Origin of the sequence: Pseudomonas sp. UM16, assembly GCF_050312595.1 — a bacterium.
Classification (GTDB): Bacteria; Pseudomonadota; Gammaproteobacteria; order Pseudomonadales; family Pseudomonadaceae; genus Aquipseudomonas.
Genome location: NZ_JBNPJT010000033.1, coordinates 1 through 20121, shown reverse-complemented (window position 1 = coordinate 20121; position 20121 = coordinate 1). Strand labels below are relative to the sequence as shown.

At 60.5% G+C, this 20121-nt stretch carries 13 protein-coding genes, 2 tRNA genes and 1 pseudogene; 9 read left to right on the top strand and 7 right to left on the bottom strand.

Annotated features, from left to right (window positions below; all coding sequences use genetic code 11):
* Positions 1-211 (top strand): annotated as a pseudogene (locus ACQRAX_RS25100) (hypothetical protein); the annotation flags it as partial.
* 289 nt (positions 212-500) lie between these two features.
* On the opposite strand, the gene ACQRAX_RS25095 reads toward ACQRAX_RS25100, so the two are convergent.
* Both ACQRAX_RS25095 and ACQRAX_RS25090 read right to left on the bottom strand, forming a co-directional pair.
* Positions 501-803, bottom strand: a complete 303-nt coding sequence (locus ACQRAX_RS25095) for a DUF6124 family protein (protein WP_412041576.1) — start codon at positions 801-803, stop codon at positions 501-503.
* A 331-nt stretch (positions 804-1134) separates the two neighbouring features.
* Positions 1135-2310 carry an MFS transporter gene (locus ACQRAX_RS25090; protein WP_412041577.1) on the bottom strand — a complete coding sequence of 392 codons (1176 nt, stop codon included), beginning with the start codon at positions 2308-2310 and terminating at the stop codon, positions 1135-1137.
* 181 nt (positions 2311-2491) lie between these two features.
* Here ACQRAX_RS25090 and ACQRAX_RS25085 point away from each other — a divergent pair, with 181 nt between their 5' ends.
* Both ACQRAX_RS25085 and ACQRAX_RS25080 read left to right on the top strand, forming a co-directional pair.
* Complete coding sequence (locus tag ACQRAX_RS25085) at positions 2492-3637, top strand: TDT family transporter (protein ID WP_412041578.1); 1146 nt, start codon at positions 2492-2494, stop codon at positions 3635-3637.
* Positions 3638-3716: 79 nt separating this feature from the next.
* On the top strand, positions 3717-5591 hold the full coding sequence (locus ACQRAX_RS25080) for a 1-acyl-sn-glycerol-3-phosphate acyltransferase (RefSeq protein WP_412041579.1): 1875 nt from the start codon (positions 3717-3719) through the stop codon (positions 5589-5591).
* 15 nt (positions 5592-5606) lie between these two features.
* On the opposite strand, the gene sugE is transcribed toward ACQRAX_RS25080, so the two are convergent.
* Positions 5607-5924 (bottom strand): quaternary ammonium compound efflux SMR transporter SugE, encoded by a 318-nt coding sequence (sugE, locus tag ACQRAX_RS25075; protein ID WP_412041580.1) that lies wholly within the window; start codon positions 5922-5924, stop codon positions 5607-5609.
* A gap of 168 nt (positions 5925-6092) precedes the next feature.
* Entirely contained in the window at positions 6093-7013 is a 921-nt protein-coding gene (rdgC, locus tag ACQRAX_RS25070; RefSeq protein ID WP_412041581.1) for a recombination-associated protein RdgC, read from the bottom strand.
* Positions 7014-7172: 159 nt separating this feature from the next.
* On the opposite strand from rdgC, the gene ACQRAX_RS25065 reads away from it, so the two are divergent.
* The 3 genes from ACQRAX_RS25065 (at position 7173) to ACQRAX_RS25055 (ending at position 9248) form a co-directional block, all read left to right on the top strand.
* Positions 7173-7248, top strand: a tRNA-Val gene (locus ACQRAX_RS25065).
* 76 nt (positions 7249-7324) lie between these two features.
* Positions 7325-7401 (top strand) — tRNA-Asp (locus ACQRAX_RS25060).
* 155 nt (positions 7402-7556) lie between these two features.
* A complete protein-coding gene (locus ACQRAX_RS25055; protein ID WP_412041582.1) occupies positions 7557-9248 on the top strand; it encodes an Hsp70 family protein in 1692 nt (563 codons plus the stop codon).
* Here ACQRAX_RS25055 and ACQRAX_RS25050 read toward each other — a convergent pair.
* Together ACQRAX_RS25050 and ACQRAX_RS25045 are read right to left on the bottom strand one after the other, a co-directional pair.
* Positions 9245-11932 carry a DUF805 domain-containing protein gene (locus tag ACQRAX_RS25050; protein WP_412041583.1) on the bottom strand — a complete coding sequence of 896 codons (2688 nt, stop codon included), beginning with the start codon at positions 11930-11932 and terminating at the stop codon, positions 9245-9247. The two genes, ACQRAX_RS25055 and ACQRAX_RS25050, sit on opposite strands and share 4 nt — an antisense overlap.
* Positions 11929-12627, bottom strand: coding sequence for a DUF1266 domain-containing protein (locus ACQRAX_RS25045; RefSeq protein ID WP_412041584.1), 699 nt, complete (start codon positions 12625-12627; stop codon positions 11929-11931). Before ACQRAX_RS25045 ends, ACQRAX_RS25050 begins: the two co-directional genes overlap by 4 nt.
* A 314-nt stretch (positions 12628-12941) precedes the next feature.
* Here ACQRAX_RS25045 and ACQRAX_RS25040 point away from each other — a divergent pair, with 314 nt between their 5' ends.
* The 3 genes from ACQRAX_RS25040 to nirD all read left to right on the top strand — a co-directional run bounded on the left by ACQRAX_RS25040 (position 12942) and on the right by nirD (position 19933).
* Complete coding sequence (locus ACQRAX_RS25040; RefSeq protein ID WP_412041585.1) at positions 12942-16733, top strand: molybdopterin-dependent oxidoreductase; 3792 nt, start codon at positions 12942-12944, stop codon at positions 16731-16733.
* 276 nt (positions 16734-17009) lie between these two features.
* A complete protein-coding gene (gene nirB, locus ACQRAX_RS25035; protein WP_412041586.1) occupies positions 17010-19568 on the top strand; it encodes a nitrite reductase large subunit NirB in 2559 nt (852 codons plus the stop codon).
* Complete coding sequence (gene nirD, locus ACQRAX_RS25030; RefSeq protein WP_412041587.1) at positions 19568-19933, top strand: nitrite reductase small subunit NirD; 366 nt, start codon at positions 19568-19570, stop codon at positions 19931-19933. The genes nirB and nirD overlap by 1 nt, the downstream gene beginning before the upstream one ends.
* A 29-nt stretch (positions 19934-19962) precedes the next feature.
* Here nirD and ACQRAX_RS25025 read toward each other — a convergent pair.
* Positions 19963-20121, bottom strand: a 159-nt coding sequence (locus ACQRAX_RS25025; RefSeq protein WP_427867762.1) for a hypothetical protein, incomplete at its 5' end; no start/stop codon positions are given.

Here is a 20121-nt window from a genome sequence, read left to right as displayed (position 1 = left end):
TCCGTCATTCTTGCTCGGCGCGTTGATAGGCCCAGGCGGGGTGGGTTTGACGTATCTCTCAATGGCGTACTCAAAGAATTATCGGGAAATGCATACCCAATACCATCACTATGCGTTTGAGTGGAAAGAAATCACCCAGCTCGCGGTTGTTACTAATAGAGAAATCGTCGATTTAAGTACAGCATCATACAAAAGGGCGATGAACATGTAACCAATGGTGGGGTTAATGTTTTCTGCAAAAGAAAACAAAAAGAAAAGGTCGCTGAATTTATCAGGTCTTTCTTGTCTCCAAACGTACCTTTCATCAAAACCAAGGCTGACGTTCTACAGTACTGATGGGGGATATACATTATGTCAGCAATGATTAGCCTGTATTGCGATGTAAGCTCTCGTGCAGTCTCTATGAAGATCTATGGTGCAAGGCGCGAGGCAGGCCCCACCAGCTTCCTACTCTCCGGCAGAAGCGGGCTTGTCCCGCGTTGCTATCAAGCTGCGTTTGGTTAATGGGGAGTGAAGATCCGTTGCACGCCAACCCCATCAAGCACTGCATCGACCAGGGCATGCGCCGCCTCGATATGCTGGCCGGCACCCGAGACCAGGGAACGATCATTGCGGGAGAGATGATCGAGCGCATCGCTCACCGTGGCTTCGGCACAACGCAGCAGTTGGCAGGCATGCAGCAGCGCTTCTTCGGCAGGTATGCCTTCGCGGACGTTGAACATGAGGTTGGTACCGAACGGGGTGTTGGCGGTGGTGGCGTGGGAAAGGTCGAGAATGGGTGGGTCGGGGACGAGCTTTTTCATGGTTGGCCTCTATGTATGAGTGAAGCAACCACACCTCGCTGCTAAACGAAGGGTGGCAGCTGTACGCGGGTTAGCAGACCGGTCATAGAGGAACCCGGCGCACCCGAAGGTGCCCCACGTACAACCGCCATATCAGCGGTGTGCCGTCGACCTCATATGAATGTTCCGGACTGCTAAATCCGATCGTTGTGGTTTCGCAACGACGACAGCAGCCTAGGCCCATGAAGGGCCTGGCACAACAGAGCAACGGCGCCGGAAGTATGATTCAGAACGGTCCTACAGAAAACACCTACAGTTTTGCGATTTGTCGACGCTGGTTGTGGGGGACTGCTTAGTGCCGAGCCCCCAGGTAATAAAACAGCGCCGCCAGCAGCACCGAGCCAATCAATAGATAGAAGGTGGCCACCGGCACCAGGTGCGCCAGGGCAAAACCGCACATCACCGGGCCCAGGGCGGCACCGAGGTTGGACAGGTTTTGCGCACCGTAATACACCCCGCGCAGGTGCTCCGGGGCGATGCGGTCGATGAACATGTACTCGGCCGGGATCACGATGATTTCGCCCAAGGTGAACACCAGCATCGCCAGGCACCAGACCAGTAGCGATTGGGCCAGAGAGAAACCCAGCAAACCGGCGAGGAACAGCACCATCCCTGCCATCAGCCACGGCATAAGGTGACGGCTGCTGATGCGCCGGCCGATCACATACTGCAGGGCGATCACGGTGATTGCGTTGGTGGCGACCAGGTAGCTGATGTAGTGCGCTGCCTGGGTGGCATCAAGGGTCACCACCAGATACTGCGACAGGTAAGCGGTGAACTGGCCGAACACCACGGCACTGAGCGCGCCGCCGAGGGTGAAGCAGATCAGTCGGCGATCTTTGAGCAATTGCCCGCCCACGCTGAAAAAGCCAGCCTGTGGGCTGCCGTCCAGGCGTGCCGGTGCCGAACGCTCGCCCCAGCGCCGGTAGCTCAAGCACATGGCCAGGCCCAGCAGTGCAGACACCAGAAACGGCAGGTGATCGTCGAGCATGATCAGCGCTACACCCAGAAACGGCCCGACCGCGTAGGCGACGTTGCTCAAGGTGTACTTGATCGAGAACACTTCGGCGCGTTCCTCCAGCCCCAGAAGCGTACAGAAGCCGGCCTTGGCGGCAATATCGACCACCGCCAGGGCCAGGTTGATCAGCACCAGGCTGGTGAAGAACAGGCTGAGTTCGCGGCTGACCACTGCGCCGACAAAGGCCACGGCAAACACCAGGGTCGAGGCGATGATCACGGTATAGCTGCGCAGGGTATCGATCAGGTAGCCGCCATACAGGCTCAGCAGCGAGGCCACAATCAGCGCGCCACCGATGATCAAACCGATAGCGCTGATGTCCAGGTCGAAGTTTTGCGCCAGATAGACCACCAGGTAGGGCAGGGTGATCGCCCGGGCCAGGGTCAAGACAAAAGTGGTAGCCAGCAGCAGACGTACCTGCAGGCTGTAGCGTTTTACGGCGTTGAGCATTGTCACGTCCTTGTTGCCATCGCGGGGCTGTCGCCGAGCAAGCATACGCGCGGGCAGGCAATGGCGAACAGAAGTTGTATATCTATAAAACCGATAACAGATAGAGAAAATACCCGTTATATGGATATTCTTTGCGGGCATAAGATGGTCCCACGTCACCGGCCTACAGGAGACTCCGACCATGCCATGCTTGCAACAGACCACTTCGCCCTTGCGCCCGCTGAGCCACTTGGCTCACCCGCGTGAAGTCATCCGTCAGTTCACCCCCAACTGGTTCGCCGCGACCATGGGCACCGGGGTGTTGGCCCTGGCCCTCATGCAAATTGGCATGGACGCCTTGCACGGGCCTGCAGAAGCCCTGTGGTGGCTGACCATTGCCTTGTTCGTGTTGTTCAGCGTTCTCTATGCCGCCCGTTGGCTGATGTTCTTCGACGAAGCGCGGCAGATTTTCGCCCACTCCACCGTGTCGATGTTCTTCGGCACCATTCCCATGGGGCTGGCCACCATCCTCAACGGCTTTTTGCTGTTCGGTATCAACCGCTGGGGCGAAGGTATCGTGCCGTGGGTCGAAGCACTGTGGTGGTTTGATGTTGGCCTGGCGCTGCTGTGTGGCGTAGCCATTCCTTACCTGATGTTCACCCGCCAAGAGCACAGTATCGACCAGATGACGGCGGTCTGGCTGTTGCCGGTGGTGGCTGCTGAGGTTGCCGCTGCCAGCGGTGGCCAGTTGGCGCCGCACCTGCTGGATGCCCACAGTCAGTTCCTCGTGCTGATCACCAGCTATGTATTGTGGGCGGTGTCGCTGCCGGTGGCCTTCAGCATCCTGACCATCCTGATGCTGCGCATGGCCCTGCACAAACTGCCGCACGCCAACATGGCTGCGTCCAGCTGGCTGGCGCTTGGCCCGATTGGTACCGGCGCATTGGGCATGCTTCTGTTGGGCGCTGAAGCACCGGCGATTTTCGCTGCCAACGGCTTTGGCAACCTCGGTGAGATCGCCCGCGGCCTGGGCCTGGTCGCCGGCATCGTACTGTGGGGCGCGGGCTTGTGGTGGTTGCTCACCGCCGTGCTGATCACCCTGCGCTACATGCGCCATGGCATGCCTTTCAACCTTGGCTGGTGGGGCTTTACCTTCCCACTTGGGGTTTACAGCCTGGCCACCCTCAAGCTCGGTGCCTGGTTGGGCTTGGCCTTCTTCCAGCACATGGGCCTGGTGCTGGTGGTGGCGCTGGTAGGTTTGTGGATGATGGTCGCCAGCCTGACCCTGCGCGGCGCCTGGCGCGGCGAGTTGTTCGTCTCGCCGTGTATTGCCAACTTACAGAAGTAGATTGCAATTACCTGAGTGATTGTGGCTTTGTGCGGCCTGAGCGCCTCCAATTACAAAGCCCCACTCAGGTACACGGACGATGAGTCAAGCCTCGCAATTCAGCCTTCTTGGCAAAAAACGGTTTTTGCCGTTCTTCATTACCCAGTCGCTGGGTGCGTTCAATGACAACCTGTTCAAGCAGTCATTGATCCTCGCCATTCTCTACAAGTTGGCCATCGACGGTGACCGCTCGATCTGGATCAACCTCTGCGCCTTGCTGTTCATCTTGCCATTTTTTCTGTTCTCGGCCCTGGCAGGCCAATTCGGCGAAAAATACCCCAAGGATGCCCTGATCCGCCTGATCAAGCTGGCTGAAATCGGCATCATGGCCGTCGGTGCCATCGGTTTTCTGACCAACAATCTGATCCTGATGCTGCTGGCATTGTTTGCCATGGGCACGCATTCGGCGCTGTTTGGGCCGGTCAAATATTCGATCCTGCCGCAAGCGTTGCATGAGCAAGAGCTGGTCGGTGGCAACGGCCTGGTGGAAATGGGCACCTTTCTGGCGATTTTGGCCGGCACCATTGGCGCTGGGGTGATGATGTCCAGCTCGCATTATGCGCCGGTGGTTGCGAGTGCCGTGGTAGCGGTGGCGGCCCTGGGCTACCTGTCCAGCCAGTGGATTCCCCGCGCCAGTGCGGCCTCGCCGCAGATGAAGCTGAACTGGAACATTTTCACTCAGTCTTGGGCGACCTTGCGCCTGGGGCTCGGCCAGACCCCGGCGGTGTCGCGCTCGATTGTCGGCAACTCCTGGTTCTGGTTTGTCGGGGCGATTTACCTCACGCAGATTCCGGCCTATGCCAAGGACTGGCTGCACGGCGACGAAACCGTGGTGACCTTGGTGTTGACCTTGTTTTCGGTCGGAATCGCCCTGGGCTCCTTGCTGTGTGAGCGCCTCAGCGGCCACAAGGTGGAAATCGGCCTGGTGCCGTTCGGCTCCTTTGGCCTGACGTTGTTCGGTTTGCTCTGGTGGTGGCATTCGGGCGATGTGCCGGCGGCAGCCACTCCGCACGACTGGCTGACGCTGCTGAGCATGGCCCAGGCTTGGTGGATCTTGCTGTCGATTGTCGGCCTTGGAGTGTTCGGTGGCTTTTACATTGTGCCGCTGTACGCATTGATCCAGTCGCGCACGGCGGTGCAGGAGCGTTCGCGGGTGATTGCCGCCAACAACATCCTCAACGCGTTGTTCATGGTGGTCTCGGCGATCGTCACCATCATCCTGCTGAGCCTGGTTGAGCTGACCATTCCACAACTGTTCCTGGTGGTCTCGCTGCTGAACATTGGCGTTAACGCCTACATCTTCCGCATCGTCCCTGAGTTCAGCATGCGTTTCATGATCTGGTTGCTCAGCCACTCGATGTACCGGGTCGAGCACCGTGACCTGCAGCAGATCCCGGAAGAGGGCGCAGCACTGCTGGTTTGCAATCACGTGTCGTTCGTGGATGCGCTGTTGATCGGCGGCGCGGTGCGACGGCCAATTCGCTTTGTCATGTACTACAAGATCTACCGGCTGCCGGTGCTCAACTTTGTGTTCCGCACCGCAGGCGCGATCCCGATTGCCGGGCGCAATGAAGACCCAGCGACCTACGAACAGGCGTTCAAGCAGATTGCCGCTTACCTGGCCGATGGCGAACTGGTATGCATCTTCCCCGAAGGTAAGCTGACCACTGATGGTGAGATTGATGAATTCAAAGGCGGGTTGAGCCGAATCATTGAGCACACCCCGGTGCCGGTGATTCCGCTGGCGTTGCAGGGATTGTGGGGGAGCTTCTTCAGTCGCGACCCGGGCAAAGGCTTCTTTCGTCGCTTGTGGTCGCGGGTGACCTTGGTGGCCGGCGCCGCCATTGCCGTGGAGGCTGCGGAGCCGGCGTTGTTGCGTGAGCGGGTCAGCCAGTTGCGTGGCGATGTACGCTGACGGAGAGGGGCAAGGTCAGCTGGCGCTGACCTTGAGACCAACCAGGCCGGTGATGATCAGCGCGACACTGGCCAGGCGCACCAGGGCCATGGACTCACCAAACAGGATGATGCCGGCAATCACCGTGCCGACTGCGCCGACGCCGGTCCAGATGGCATAGGCGGTGCCCAGCGGCAGCTCTTTCATGGCAAGGCCCAGCAAGCCGAGGCTAATGACCATGGCGCCAATGGTGAGCACAGTGGGAAGAGGGCGGGTGAAACCATCGGTGTACTTGAGGCCGACGGCCCAGCCTACTTCGAACAGGCCGGCGAAAAACAGGATGATCCAGGACATGCAGAGTCTCCATCAGTTGATGGGGCCGTCCCCGGATGGTCACGCGGTGCGTCGTGAGGTCGTCCTCACAGGTCGTTAGCTTAAAGTTACAAGCTTCAAGCTTCAAGTAAAGCCAGCCCGGTTACGGCTCTGGCGTTTACTTGAAGCTTGAGGCTTGCCGCTTAAGCGTTAAATCCCTTGCGGAATCTCTTCGCCACCCAACGCTTCGAACAGCGCCGGCAAGAATTCGCCGAAGGTCAGCATCATCAGGGTGAAGCTGGCATCCAGTTGCCCCAGCGCTTCGTCGCCACCGTCTTCTTCAGCCTGGTCCTGCAGCAGCTCTTCAAAGCGCAGGCGTTTGATGACCATTTTGTCGTCGAGTACAAACGACAGTTTGTCTTGCCAGGCCAGCGACAGCTGAGTCACGACCTTGCCGGTACCCAGGTGCAGCTGGATCTCGTCGCTGGTCAGGTCCTGACGTTTGCAACGAACAATGCCACCGTCTTCGTGGGTGTCGCGCAGCTCGCATTCGTCCAGTACATAGAAGTCGGGCGCAGCTTGCTGGGTTTTGACCCAGTCGGTCATCGTCGCGCTCGGGGCGATCTTTACCGTCACCGGGCGCACAGGCAGCGAGCCCATGACTTCGCGCAGGGTCGAGAGCAGGTCTTCGGCACGCTTGGCGCTGGCCGAGTTGACCAGGATCAGGCCTTGCTTGGGGGCGATGGCGGCGAAGATCATCGAGCGACGAATAAAGGCGCGCGGCAGGAAGGCCTGGATGATCTCGTCTTTGATCTGATCGCGCTCCTTCTTATAGACCTTGCGCATCTGCTCGGCTTCGATCTCGTCGATCTTCTCTTTAACCGCATCACGCACCACGCTGCCAGGCAGGATGCGTTCTTCTTTACGCGCAGCGATCAGCAGGAAGTCACCGCTGACATGGACCAGGGGTGCATCTTCGCCTTTGCCGAAAGGGGCGACGAAACCGTAGGTGGTCAACTCCTGGCTGGCGCAAGGGCGCGCCGGCTTGCTGGCCAGAGCGGTTTCCAGTGCTTCGGGATCGAACGGGACATCCTGGGTCAGGCGATAGGTCAGCAGGTTTTTGAACCACATGGGGTGAATCTCTCCTTAACACATAAGGAGGGCATTATTCTCCGAGCGGGCACTTTAGGCCAAGCCCGCTAAGTCGTTGGAACGCCTGAAAAAATTTTTTAAAAAAGTGCTTGCCAGAGTGTTCGGTGCTCCGTAGAATGCGCGCCACACCGAGACGAAGGGTGATTAGCTCAGCCGGGAGAGCATCTGCCTTACAAGCAGAGGGTCGGCGGTTCGATCCCGTCATCACCCACCACTTCCTGAGATGTTCCTGACCCGACACTTTCGCAAGAAGGTGTTATCAGAGAGGAACCGGACGCAAGTCCAACTGCGCAGCGGTAGTTCAGTCGGTTAGAATACCGGCCTGTCACGCCGGGGGTCGCGGGTTCGAGTCCCGTCCGCTGCGCCATATTTAGCTTCCAGGGCCCACTGAACACCCGGAAGCAACAAAGAAAGCGACCTTAGGGTCGCTTTTTTTGTTTCTGGATTTCGTCCAGAATCCACCAGCACGCTGGTACGCCGCAGTTTTCTCCGTGCCAGCCCCTACTGAGCAAGAGAACGATCATGCAGGATGCAAGCACTTCCCCAGCGCCTTTGCTGGGTATCGATCTGGGCACCACCAACAGCCTGGTGGCGGTCTGGCGCGAGGGTCATGCGCAATTGATCCCCAACGCCCTCGGCGATGTCCTCACCCCTTCGGTGGTCAGTCTCGACGACGACGGCAGTATCCTGGTCGGCTCGGCCGCACGAGCGCGTCTGACCACCCACCCTGAGCGTACCGTCGCGGCCTTCAAGCGTTTCATGGGCAGTGATAAAAAGCTCGAGCTCGGTGACCAGCACTTCAGCCCCGAAGAACTCTCAGCCCTGGTGCTTGGTGCCTTGAAAGCCGATGCCGAAGTGTTTCTCGGCTGCCCGGTGAGCGAAGCGGTGATTTCGGTACCGGCGTACTTCAGCGACGAGCAGCGTAAACGCACCAGCTTTGCCGCCGAACTGGCCGGCTTGAAAGTGCAACGCTTGATCAATGAGCCAACGGCTGCGGCCATGGCTTACGGGCTGCACGAAAAGAAATTCGAACGCACACTGATCTTCGACCTGGGCGGCGGTACCTTTGACGTTACTGTGCTGGAATACGCGCTGCCACTGATCGAGGTGCATGCTTCGACCGGTGACAACTTCCTCGGCGGTGAAGACTTTACCGCAGCGTTACTGCAAGCCTGTCTAAAGGACTGGCAACTGAAACCCTCGGCACTGCAACCTCAAGCCCTGGCCAGCCTTGCCGATGCCATCGAGCAGCTCAAGTGCAAGCTGGGCGAGGGTGAGCAGCATCTGAGCTGGAACGGTGCCGGTGAAAACCGCGAGTGGTCGCTGGACGAGCCTCGTGCGCTGAAGATCTGGGCGGCGCTGCTTGGGCGCATTCGCACGCCGATCGAACAGGCGCTGCGGGATGCCCGGGTCAGCCCCAAGGACCTCGACAGCCTGGTGCTGGTAGGCGGCGCCACGCGCATGCCGGCGGTGCAGCAGATGGTTGCCACGCTGTTTGGTCGTCTGCCTTACCGGCACCTGGACCCCGACACCATCGTTGCACTCGGCGCCGCTACTCAGGCGGCCTGCAAGGCGCGTGACGAAGCCATCGAAGAGCTGATCCTCACCGATGTCTGCCCTTACACCCTGGGGATTAACACCTGCCGCAGCGAGGCGGTGACGGGCGTGTTTTCGCCGATCATTGAGCGCAACACGGTGATCCCGACGTCGCGCGTCGAGCGCTTCAGCAGTACCCATGTTGAGCAAAAATCGATCCGTGTCGAGGTGTACCAAGGCGAACGGCCGTGGGTCAAAGACAATATCTTTGTTGACGCCTTCGACGTACCGCTTACCCCCAATGGCAAGCTGCAGAGCCTGGATGTGCGCTTCAGCTATGACATTAACGGCCTGCTGGAAGTCGACGTGACCCTGCTCGACACTGGCGAGCAGCATAGCCACAGCATCGACCGCAGCCCCACGGGGTTGGATCAACAGGCGCGCCAGGCCAGTCATGCACGGCTCTCGGGATTGAAAATCCACCCGCGCGACGCACTGCCCAACCGCACTTTGCTGGCCCGTCTGGAGCGGGCCTGGATGCAGAGCTTGGGTGATGAGCGCGAGCAGATCGGCCGCTGGCTGGATGATTTTTCCAATGCCTTGGCCGGTCAGCAAGCCGATCAGATCAGCACTCAGCGCAAGCGCCTCAGCGAGGCGCTGGAGCAACTGAGGTTTTAGCCGTTCAAGCGCCGCAGGGCAGCTTGCAGGCCCGCCTGCAGGTTGAACTGCGTTGCGTTGACCGGCGCTACGCCGTAGCGATTGGGCAGTGGTTCACCCGGAAGAAACAACAACACCACCGGTAGAAAGTGCAGAAAAGGCAGCAGCGCCGCGAACAGGATTAGCGTCGGGATACCCCGGCCGATATCGTGTAAACGACGCAGGCTGGCACTGCCCAACAGGCCGACGAACAGCAGACCGAACAGATACTGCAGCGGTGTACCGGCCGCCATGATCGTCAGTATTGGTCCGAGCAGGATGCTGCCGAGCACTTGCAGCCCATAGCCCTTGCGACCCAGGCGGCTACCCAGTTTCCATACGTGTGATGCGGGCACCGGCTGGTTGCTAGCGTTGGCCAGCAACAGGCGCTCGGACCACGACAGCAACGCGGTCAGGGCTGCGCGAATACCGGTGTCCATGCCAGGAAAGTCTTTACCACGCTGCAACTCTTTGAGCACTTTGGCCCGTGGTACACCGTCGTTGCCAAAACGCACCAGATTCTTCAGTGCATCCAGCGCGGCATAGAACAGCGGGGCATGGATCAGATGGTCTTCTTCAAGCAGTTTGCGCGGCGGGTGCACCGGCTCACCCTTGATCAGGCCGGCGCGAAACGGCTCGAACCAGTCCTGCGAGCAGGTCAGGTTGGCAATGCGCTGCAACAGGTTGCGGTGCTGCTCGGCGTTCAGGCTTGGGTCGTGATAGAGCACGCCACAGAGCAACATCAAGCCCAGCAAGTCGTCGTCGAAGGCGCTTGGATTATTCTCCAGGCAGGCATAGAGCTGTTGATTGCTCGGTAGTTTGGCGCTGTCCAGGGCTTGCTGCACAGTCAGCAGGCCTTTGCTCATCAACTGCTGAACCGGGTCGTCAGGCTCCAGCCAGCCCAGTAGCCCGTCAAGGTGGCCTTGCTCAGTTTGCAGGCGCATCAGCCATTGGTGCAGCGGGGCAAAAGGATGCTTGGGCGGATAGCTCAGGCTCCCCGGCAATTGCGGCGAAACCAGCGCCAGCCAACGCTCCGGCTGATTGATCAGGGCCAGCATGAACAGGTTCTGGCGATGCCAGTTCCACAGCTCGTCATCGCTTGGCGGGCGCGGCAGCTCGATGCCGATCGTGGCCAGTTGTGCCAACAGATCAAGCCCAAACGGAACCGGGTACAAGGAGCTCGGCTCGATCGCTTCAGTCAGGCGGATGATCCCGGCAGCCGGATAGCTGCGCGCTCGCCGCATCCAGTCTCGGCACACGGTCAAGGTGTCGTCGTCGGTCAACGCTTCAGGCAGTTGAGCGTGCGCCGATGGGCTGTTGATGAAGGCAGTCAGGGCCAGGGCAATCGGTGATTGGTTCAACCAGCGCAGCTGTTGCTCAGCCTGGTACTGAAAACCTTCGAGAATCAGCGCATCGAGTGGGTCGTCGCTGAGCGGTTCGGCGAGTATTTGGCGCAGCAGATCACTGTCGCCACGATGCAGGGCCCAGGCATGACGATACAGGCGCTGCAGTTGAACGTCCTGCTGATCATCAAGCAGCCAGGCCAGCAACGGCAACTCATCGCCACTGCTCATGCGCCATTTGACGAAGGTGCCAGCGACACCTGGAAGTTCGTTGCGCGCCGCTTCAAACCAACGGGTCAGGGTTTCCGGGCGCTGTGACGGGCTACCCCAGACTTGCGTGTGCTCGCCCAGATGATCGGGCCAGGTCAACACCGGATCGAGGCGATCAAAGGCCTGGATAAGCAAGGGCAGACGCTGTGGCTGGTGGGTCTGGCACAGCTCCAGCAGCCAGCGCGCCGCCTGTGGATGCTGGTGCTCGCGCCACAGCTGCGTCCAGCTCTGGCGCGCCAGTTCTTCCTGGCCGGTGTAGCTACGCTGGCGGGCAAGCAGGTACAACAGATCGACGTCGTCCGGTGCCTGTTGCTGTTGCTCTGTAATCATCGCGCAGAAGGTCTTGCTGCCGATACCGGCCTGGCTGAACTGCACCAGCAAACGCTGGACAAAGGTCTCATCCGGGGGAAAGGCAAAGCAGGTGTGAGCGCTGGCAAAACTTTTGTATTCGAACAGCGGTCGGTTGTGAAAGAGGTGCTCGAGCGTGCGGGCAAACCATAAGGTCTCGATCTGCGCGACCGGCGGCCAATCCTTCATCAGGGCGGTGTCGAAGGGGTCCGCTTCAGCGATACGCTCAAGGAACTCTTCAGCCTGACGCGGCTGTTCCAAGTGCAGCAACTGCTGGCTCCAACCCAGACGCCTGGCCAGCAATTGCGCGCAATTGTGCGATAACGGGCCGGCCTGCATCAGGTTGTACAGCAAGTGCCAGCTGACTTGTTCCAGATCTGCCAGTGACAGCTGATCGAGCTGCTCGATAAAGGCCTGCCAAGCGGCCGGGTCGAAGCGCTTGCTGGCGTCTTCGAGCATGGCGTTGAAGGCGCTCATGGTGAGCTCTACAGGGCCGTTGTCGACAGGTTCCTGCGGCTTATCTGCTGGCGCTTGGTCCTGCTCCATACGGGCCAGTTTCAAGGCAGTTTCGTAGGCTTGGCGCAAAGCCTGGAAACCCTGCGGGTCGGTTTCCGGGTGGTGCTGCGGCAAGCGTGCGCGGTAGGCACCACGAATGACATCAGGGTCTGTGGTCGGCTCAATGCCCAGGTGTATCCAGCAACTCATGACCAGCAGTCCTCTTCCAGGGTGTCAGGGCGTTCCGGCAGGTCCAGTGGCAGGTCCCAGGGCAGGCTGGCGAGCAGGCTGCTGGCGCCATTGTTGAGGTTGATCAGGATGCAGCGATTCCAGTGTTCATCGCCCTGACGGGCCAACGCTTGGGCCAGGTCATCATCACTGCTGTCGGAGCAGTTCCACAGCGCCTTGCCGTAGATGTAGCCGGCCAGGTAGCTGTTCCAGCCGTTGTAGTAATGACGTGCGCGCAGGGCCAGGCGGCCTTGCAGCCAGAGGCTTTCCTCAGCGCTGATCCAGCCTTTGCGCAGGCCGCTGCGCAGCAAAAAGCCCATGCGTCCCAGGTCCCAGGCGCGCACCCCGCCCTGGCCACAATCAGGCAAGGTGCGGTAAGCGAATTGGTACTGGATGCGTTGGCGTGGGTTTAGTTGTTCCACGGCGTCCTGCCACTCGCTGGGCAGGCAACGCGCTGCTTGCCAGTAGGCATTGCTGACTTCGCGGGCATGACCGTCATCGGCCATGTGCAACATGTCCAGTAATTGTCGACGATTGCTCAGCCCCCACCATTTCTGCAGGTCCGATTCGTCTTCATCTTCAAGTGCGTAGTAGGTGGCGGCGGTGTAGCTGGCGCCATTGAGGGCGGCCATGGGCGCGGAAAGCGCAAACAGCCAATGCTGCTCGATTTCTTCCATGAAAAAGCTCCGGGGCCGGTAAGGAAATGGACAAGTGCCGGCCGTGATGGCGCGAATGATAATGCCTGTTGCCGGGCTGTGCCATGCAATGGTGCAACTGAGCCATAGCGGTGCAGGGCGTCGACGGGTTTCTGTCGGTGGATGCCCGTCCCGCATGACTTCGCGCATTCTGGCGCGACCCTTGCTAAGGCCTGAACATCCGGCAATCAACGCAGATTGCCCCGTTCACGACAAAGGCGCCGTGTTGCCCCTGCTTGTTTTCACAAGCTGGGGCAGCAGGGCGCTTTTTTTTTGCGCAAGCAGGAGGTCGGCAGATGAGCAGCAGCACTGTGCGTAGCGTTTGCCCGTATTGTGGGGTGGGATGCGGCATCGTCATGACGGTTGAAGGCAATCGGGTAACCAAGGTCAGCGGTGACAAACAGCACCCGAGCAATTTCGGTCGGCTGTGCACCAAGGGCCTGACCGCGCATCAGCCGTTGCGCGATTCAGGGCGCATGGAGCGAGCCTATCTGCGTGATCACCGCCAGCGTGATCCGGTGCAGACAAGCATGGATCTGGCCATTGACCAGGCTGCCCAGCGGCTGCGCGCGATCCTTGACGAACATGGGCCTGACGCCTTGGCGTTTTATGTGTCCGGGCAGATGTCGCTGGAGGCGCAATACCTGATCAACAAGTTGGCCAAAGGCTTTGTCCGCAGTCGGCATATCGAATCCAACTCGCGCCTGTGCATGGCCAGCGCCAGCAGCGGCTATAAGCAGTCGCTGGGGGCCGACGGCCCGCCGGGGAGTTATCAGGACTTTGATCGCGCCGAGGTGTTTTTCGTGATTGGCGCGAACATGGCTGACTGCCACCCGATCCTCTTTCTGCGCCTGCTCGACCGGCTCAAGGCCGGTGCCCGCTTGATCGTCGTCGATCCGCGGCGCAGCGCCACCGCCGACAAGGCTGACTTGTTCCTGCAGATCAAGCCGGGCACTGATCTGGCGCTGCTCAATGGCCTGCTGTACCTGCTCAAGCACAACGGCCACTGTGATGATGATTTTATTGCCCGCTACACCGAGGGCTGGGAGGGCATGCCAGCGTTTCTTGAGGACTACACGCCCGCACGCGTCGCCGCCATCACCGGGCTTGCCGAAGCCGACATCCGTCAGGCCGCCGAGTGGATTGGCCAGGCCCCAGAATGGATGAGCTGTTGGACCATGGGCCTGAACCAGAGCATTCATGGCACCTGGCAGACCAACGCCCTGTGCAATCTGCACCTGGCCACCGGCGCCATCTGCCGGCCTGGCAGTGGGCCGTTTTCGCTCACCGGGCAACCCAATGCCATGGGCGGGCGCGAAATGGGCTATATGGGCCCGGGCCTGCCCGGCCAGCGTTCAGCCTTGGTCGCCAGCGACCGTGCTTTCGTCGAGCAGCTTTGGCAAGTGCCTGCGGGCAGCCTGCGCAGTGAAGCCAGCGACGGCACGGTGGCCTTGTTCGAACAGCTTGGCGCCGGGCAGATCAAGGCGTGCTGGATCATTTGCAGCAACCCGGTGGCCAGTGTCGCCAACCGCCAACAGGTGATCGACGGCCTGCAGGCGGCGGAGTTGGTGATCACCCAGGATGCCTTTCTCGACACCGAAACCAATCGCTATGCCGATATCCTCCTGCCCGCGGCGCTGTGGGCCGAGGGTGAAGGGGTGATGATCAATTCCGAGCGCAACCTGACCTTGATGAGCAAGGCTGTCGAGCCGCCCGGGGAGAGCTTGCCCGATTGGCAGATCATTGCCCGCGTCGCCTGTGCCATGGGCTATGCCGAGGCATTCAGCTACGACAGTGCCGAGGCGGTGTTCGAAGAAATCCGCAGGGCCTGGAATCCAGACACTGGCTACGATGTGCGCGGCGTCAGCTACCCCCGTCTGCGTCAGACGTCGCAGCAGTGGCCGTGTGCGCCGGGGCGAGCGGACAACCGCAGCCCGCTGCGCTATCGCAATGACGGCATCAGCCAGAGGCTGTATCACGATGGCGCCAGCCCGGCACCGGCCATTGCTTTTCCAACCCGCAGCGGCAAGGCCCGTTTTTTTGCCCGCCCCTGGCTACCCGCTGCCGAGCTGCCTGACGACGAATTTGCCCTGGTGCTCAATACAGGGAGAGTCCAGCACCAATGGCACACACTGACCAAGACCGGCAAAGTTGCAGCGCTCAACAAGCTTGATCCAGGCACTTTTATCGAGCTTCATCCTGAAGATGCCGAGCGTCTGGGTATCGCCGAAAAGGACCAGGTGCAAGTGCGCTCCCGCCGTGGCCAAGCCGTGTTGCCTGCGCGGATCAGCACGCGGGTATTGCCGGGTAACTGCTTTGCCCCGTTTCACTGGAACGATGTCTACGGCGACAACCTGGCAATCAATGCCGTCACCAGCGATGCCGTTGATCCGGTGTCGCTGCAGCCCGCGTTCAAGCACTGCGCCGTGGCGTTGCAACGCGTGGCCGGTGCGCGTATTGCTGCCGCTGAGCTCGAGTCGCAATGCCTGTCGGTGCAGGACCAGCACTTGCTGCTATGGGCCTCGCAAACCGGCAACGGCCAGGCTTTGGCCGAGCAGTGTGCCGAGCGCCTGCGCCAGGTTGGCCTGGCGGTGCAATTGAGTTGCATGGAGGATGTGGCGCTGGAGCAATTGGACAATCCTGCCAGCCTGCTGTTGATTGCCAGTACCTTTGGCGATGGTGATGCACCGGATAGCGGCGCGGCGTTCTGGCAAGGCCTGCATGGCCAGCATTCGAGCCGCTGCGCAGGGTTGCCCTATGCCGTGCTGGCGTTGGGTGATTCCAGTTATGAGCAGTTCTGCGGCTTTGGGCGCAAGCTTGATCAGCGTTTGGCGGAGTTGGGCGGCCAGCGTTTGCTCGAGCGCGTAGACTGTGAAGGTGACTTCGGTGAGCCAGCCGGACAGTGGCTGCAAGCCTTGCTCGGCAAGCTCGGGCATCAAGGCAGCGAACCCATCCCGCAGGCGTCGGTGCCTGCCTCAAGTGGTTTCAGTAAGCAGCGCCCATTGGCGGCCCGTCTGCTGGAAAATCGATTGCTCAACAGCCCCGGTGCGAGCAAGGAAACCCGCCAGTTGGTGTTCGATCTAGGCGACAGCGGCTTCACCTATCAGGCCGGTGATGCTTTGGGCGTCTGGCCGCGCAACTGCCCGGCGCTGGTCGAGGAGTGGCTGCTGGCAAGCGGCCTTGAGGGTAGCCGTTGCGTCAGCCTCAAGGGGCAGCCCGACATGTCGTTGCTGCAGGCCTTGAGCGAGCATCTGGACATCGCCCGTATCACCCCGCAGATCCTCGACGTGGTTGCCCGCCACAGCCCTGACGGTGACGTGCAACAACTGTTACTGGCGCAGAACAAAGCGGCACTCAAGGACTGGCTATGGGGCAAGCAACTGGTCGATCTGCTGCAGACATGTGCGCCGCTACTGGACCTGGACACCTGGTTGAGCGTCCTCAAACCGTTGCAGCCGCGACTCTACTCGATCAGTTCAAGCCAAAAAGCACATCCCGAGCAGGTACACCTGACCCTGTCCACCGTCCGATATGGCCAGCGCAAGGGCGTATGTTCCAGCTACCTGGCCGACCGTGCAGGTACAGGCCGGGTGGCGATCTTCCCACAGCCGACCAAGCATTTTCGTCTGCCAGTAGACAACTCGGCGCCGGTGATCATGGTTGGCCCGGGCACTGGTGTTGCGCCGTTTCGGGCTTTTCTTCAGGAGCGCCAAGCGATGGCAGCCACTGGACGCAACTGGCTGTTGTTCGGTGAGCAAAAGGCTGCCAGTGATTTTTACTACCGTGACGAGTTGCTGAGCTGGCAGCGCGACGGCCACCTAAGTCGGCTGGACACCGCCTTCTCCCGCGATCAGGCGGAGAAAATCTATGTACAACAGCGCATGCTCGAGCAGGGCGCGCAACTGTGGCGCTGGCTGCAGGAGGGCGGTTACTTCTATGTCTGTGGTGATGCCACACGCATGGCCCAGGACGTCGACGCCGCGCTCAAGCAGGTGGTGCGCGAGCACGGTGCGATGAGTGTCGAGCGGGCCGAGGCTTATGTCGGTGACTTGAGCCGTAGCAAACGCTACCTGCGCGACGTGTATTGAATGCCCCATTAAGGGGAGGGGTGCACCAGCCTGGGTCGATGAAAACGGTTCAAGCGCATCACAACGCCCGGGTTTCAATGGTTTCTGGCAGTTGGCATGCTCCCTGCTTTTGTATTGCTACAACGTTCCCGCGGGTCAATGGCGATTCGCATTCGGAACTACATAAAACGACCAGGCAAAGGCGCCTGGAGCTTCGGCTCCAGGCGCCTTTTTTTGTTTTTTCGGGCTCGCCCCGGTAGCAACGCCACCGTGAATGGCCTTGAGTGAGGATCGGGTATGAATGCAGCAATGACCATCGCCCCGCGGGAAAAACTGATCATTGTCGGCAACGGCATGGTTGGCCATCACTGCGTTGAGCAACTGATCGAACGCGATGCCCTGAGCCGCTTCGAACTGAGGGTGTTCGGTGAAGAGCGCCAGCGTGCCTACGACCGGGTACACCTGTCCGAATACTTCAGCGGCAGCGATGCTGAGGCGCTGGCGTTGGCGGCGGCGGGCTTGTACGCCGAGCAGGGCGTTAACCTGCACCTGGGCGAAGCGGTGCTGGACATCGATCGCCAGTGCCATGAGGTGGTGACTTCGAAGGGGCGCTACGCCTATGACTACCTGATCCTGGCCACCGGTTCCTATCCTTTCGTGCCGCCGATAGAAGGCTGCGAGGGCGCTTCCCGGCTGGTGTACCGCACCCTCGACGATCTCGATGCCATCCGCGCGGCAGCAGCCAATGCCCGGCGTGGGGTAGTGGTCGGTGGTGGCTTGCTCGGGCTTGAGGCCGCCAATGCACTCAAATCCCTGGGCCTTGAAGCCCATGTGGTGGAGTTCGCGCCGAGGCTCATGCCGGTGCAACTGGATGCCGAAGGCGGTGCCGCCTTGCGTGCGCAGATAGAAGCACTCGGGGTCGGCGTGCACCTGTCACGGGCTACCCAGTCAGTAGAGGCGGGGCAGGACTGTCGCTACCGAATGAACTTCGAAGGTGGCGAGTTTCTGGAAACCGATCTGATCGTATTCTCCGCCGGGATTCGTCCGCAGGATGCCCTGGGCCGCAGCAGCGGTCTGGACATCGCCGCGCGCGGTGGCGTGGTCATCGACAGCGCGTGCCGCACCAGCGATGCGCAGATCTTCGCCATCGGCGAATGCGCGTCGTGGAACGGCAGTGTGTTTGGCCTGGTTGCGCCGGGCTACAGCATGGCGCGCAATGTTGCCGCGGAACTGGCCGGCGAGGACGCCGCCAGCTTTACCGGTGCAGACATGTCGACCAAGCTCAAGCTGCTGGGTGTCGATGTCGGCTCGATCGGCGATGCCCATGGCGCGACGCCGGGTTCGCGCAGCTACCGCTTCATCGATGAAGCCAACTCCGCCTACCGACGCTTGGTGGTCGATGCCAGCGGCACACGTGTGTTGGGTGCGGTGCTGGTCGGCGACAACAGCTACTACGACACGCTGTTGCAGTACGCTCAGAACGGCATCAGCCTGCCGGCCGACCCTGCCGCGCTGATTCTCCCGCAAGTGTCTGGTGTACCGACCCTGGGCGCCGACGCCTTGCCGGACAGTGCGACCATCTGCTCCTGTCACAACGTCAGCAAAGCGGCGATCTGCAGCGCTATCGACAACGGTTGTGGCGAGCTCGGCGCGCTCAAGCAGCAGACCAAGGCGTGCACCGGTTGTGGTGGCTGCGCAGCCTTGCTCAAGCAGGTCTTTGAACACGAACTGATCGCCCGGGGCGTCAGCGTCGACAAGAGCGTGTGTGAACACTTTGCCTACACCCGTCAGGAGCTCTATGCCTTGGTGCGGGTCGAAGGCATCCTCAGCTTCGACGAGATGCTCGCCAAGCACGGGCGCGGTCATGTCGGCTGCGATATCTGCAAGCCCACGGTAGGCTCGATCCTGGCCTCTTGCTGGAATCAGCCGATCATGGACCCGTCGCTGGTGCCGTTGCAGGACACCAACGACACCTTCATGGCCAACATGCAGAAAAACGGCACCTATTCGGTGGTGCCGCGGATTCCCGGTGGTGAGATCACCCCGGAAAAACTGATCGTGATCGGTCAGGTGGCGAAGAAGTACGACCTCTACACCAAGATCACCGGCGGCCAGCGTATCGACCTGTTTGGCGCTCAGTTGCATGAGTTGCCGGCGATCTGGGGCGAGCTGATCGAGGCGGGTTTTGAAACCGGCCACGCCTATGGCAAGTCCACCCGAACGGTGAAATCGTGTGTGGGCAGTACCTGGTGTCGCTACGGCGTGCAAGACAGCGTGCAGATGGCCTTGAGGTTGGAAGACCGCTACAAAGGCCTGCGCTCACCGCACAAGCTCAAGTTCGCGGTGTCCGGTTGCACCCGCGAATGTGCCGAAGCGCAGAGCAAAGACATCGGCGTGATCGCCACCGAGAAGGGTTGGAACCTGTACATCTGCGGCAACGGTGGCATGCGCCCGCGCCATGCCGAGCTGTTTGCCACTGACCTCGATGACGCCGGCTTGATCCGCCTCATCGACCGCGTGTTGATGTTCTACATCCGCACCGCCGACAAACTGCAGCGCACCTCGGTCTGGCGCGAAAGCCTGGAGGGCGGGCTGGATTACCTCAAACAGGTGATCATCGAGGACAGCCTGGGCCTGGGTGCTGAACTTGAAGCGCAGATGCAGATGGTGGTCGACCGTTACCAATGCGAATGGGCCAATGCCCTCAAAGATCCGGAAAAACTCAAACGCTTCCGTACCTTCGTCAACGACCAGCGTCCTGACCCTGGTGTGCATTTTGTCCGTGAACGTGGTCAGCGTCGGCCCATCGCCGCGGCTGAACTGCATTTGATCCCGACCACTGAAGAGGTGCTGTGATGAGCCTGTCCAATACTGCTGTAAACCTGCAACCACAAGCCTGGCAAGCGGTCTGCAGCCGTCACGATCTGGTGGCGCAATCGGGGGTGGTGGTCTGGTTCGAGGGGCGTCAGGTAGCGCTGTTCTATCTGCCGGAGCAGGACATACCGGTATTTGCCCTGGACAACCAGGACCCCAAGTCCGGCGCCAATGTGATCGGCCGTGGGCTGGTTGGCCATCTCAAGGGCGAATTGGTGGTGGCGGCGCCGTTGTACAAGCAGCATTTCAGCTTGAGCGATGGCCGTTGCCTGGAGGATACGCAGCAGGCGTTACAGGTCTGGCCGGTGCGGCTGCGCGGTGAGCAGGTGGAGTTGGGTCTGGTTTGAGGTTTTGCCAATAAATTGAATCATGCTATCTACCCCGGCGCGCCATACATGAACGGGTCCGCGCCGCGGGTCTGCTGATTTTGTGCTTTGCGCGCCGCATCCGGTGGGCGGACCATTTGCACGCTGAGGCTGCCATCGGCACCGGCATAGACCACGGCGCTGACGCCGCCATCCTTGTAGCTGGCGAT

Coding starts and splice junctions, on each gene's coding strand:
- ACQRAX_RS25095 (WP_412041576.1), bottom strand. CDS start 803: ATGAAAAAGCTCGTCCCCGACCCACCCATTCTCGACCTTTCCCACGCC.
- ACQRAX_RS25090 (WP_412041577.1), bottom strand. CDS start 2,310: ATGCTCAACGCCGTAAAACGCTACAGCCTGCAGGTACGTCTGCTGCTG.
- ACQRAX_RS25085 (WP_412041578.1), top strand. CDS start 2,492: ATGCCATGCTTGCAACAGACCACTTCGCCCTTGCGCCCGCTGAGCCAC.
- ACQRAX_RS25080 (WP_412041579.1), top strand. CDS start 3,717: ATGAGTCAAGCCTCGCAATTCAGCCTTCTTGGCAAAAAACGGTTTTTG.
- sugE (WP_412041580.1), bottom strand. CDS start 5,924: ATGTCCTGGATCATCCTGTTTTTCGCCGGCCTGTTCGAAGTAGGCTGG.
- rdgC (WP_412041581.1), bottom strand. CDS start 7,013: ATGTGGTTCAAAAACCTGCTGACCTATCGCCTGACCCAGGATGTCCCG.
- ACQRAX_RS25055 (WP_412041582.1), top strand. CDS start 7,557: ATGCAGGATGCAAGCACTTCCCCAGCGCCTTTGCTGGGTATCGATCTG.
- ACQRAX_RS25050 (WP_412041583.1), bottom strand. CDS start 11,932: ATGAGTTGCTGGATACACCTGGGCATTGAGCCGACCACAGACCCTGAT.
- ACQRAX_RS25045 (WP_412041584.1), bottom strand. CDS start 12,627: ATGGAAGAAATCGAGCAGCATTGGCTGTTTGCGCTTTCCGCGCCCATG.
- ACQRAX_RS25040 (WP_412041585.1), top strand. CDS start 12,942: ATGAGCAGCAGCACTGTGCGTAGCGTTTGCCCGTATTGTGGGGTGGGA.
- nirB (WP_412041586.1), top strand. CDS start 17,010: ATGAATGCAGCAATGACCATCGCCCCGCGGGAAAAACTGATCATTGTC.
- nirD (WP_412041587.1), top strand. CDS start 19,568: ATGAGCCTGTCCAATACTGCTGTAAACCTGCAACCACAAGCCTGGCAA.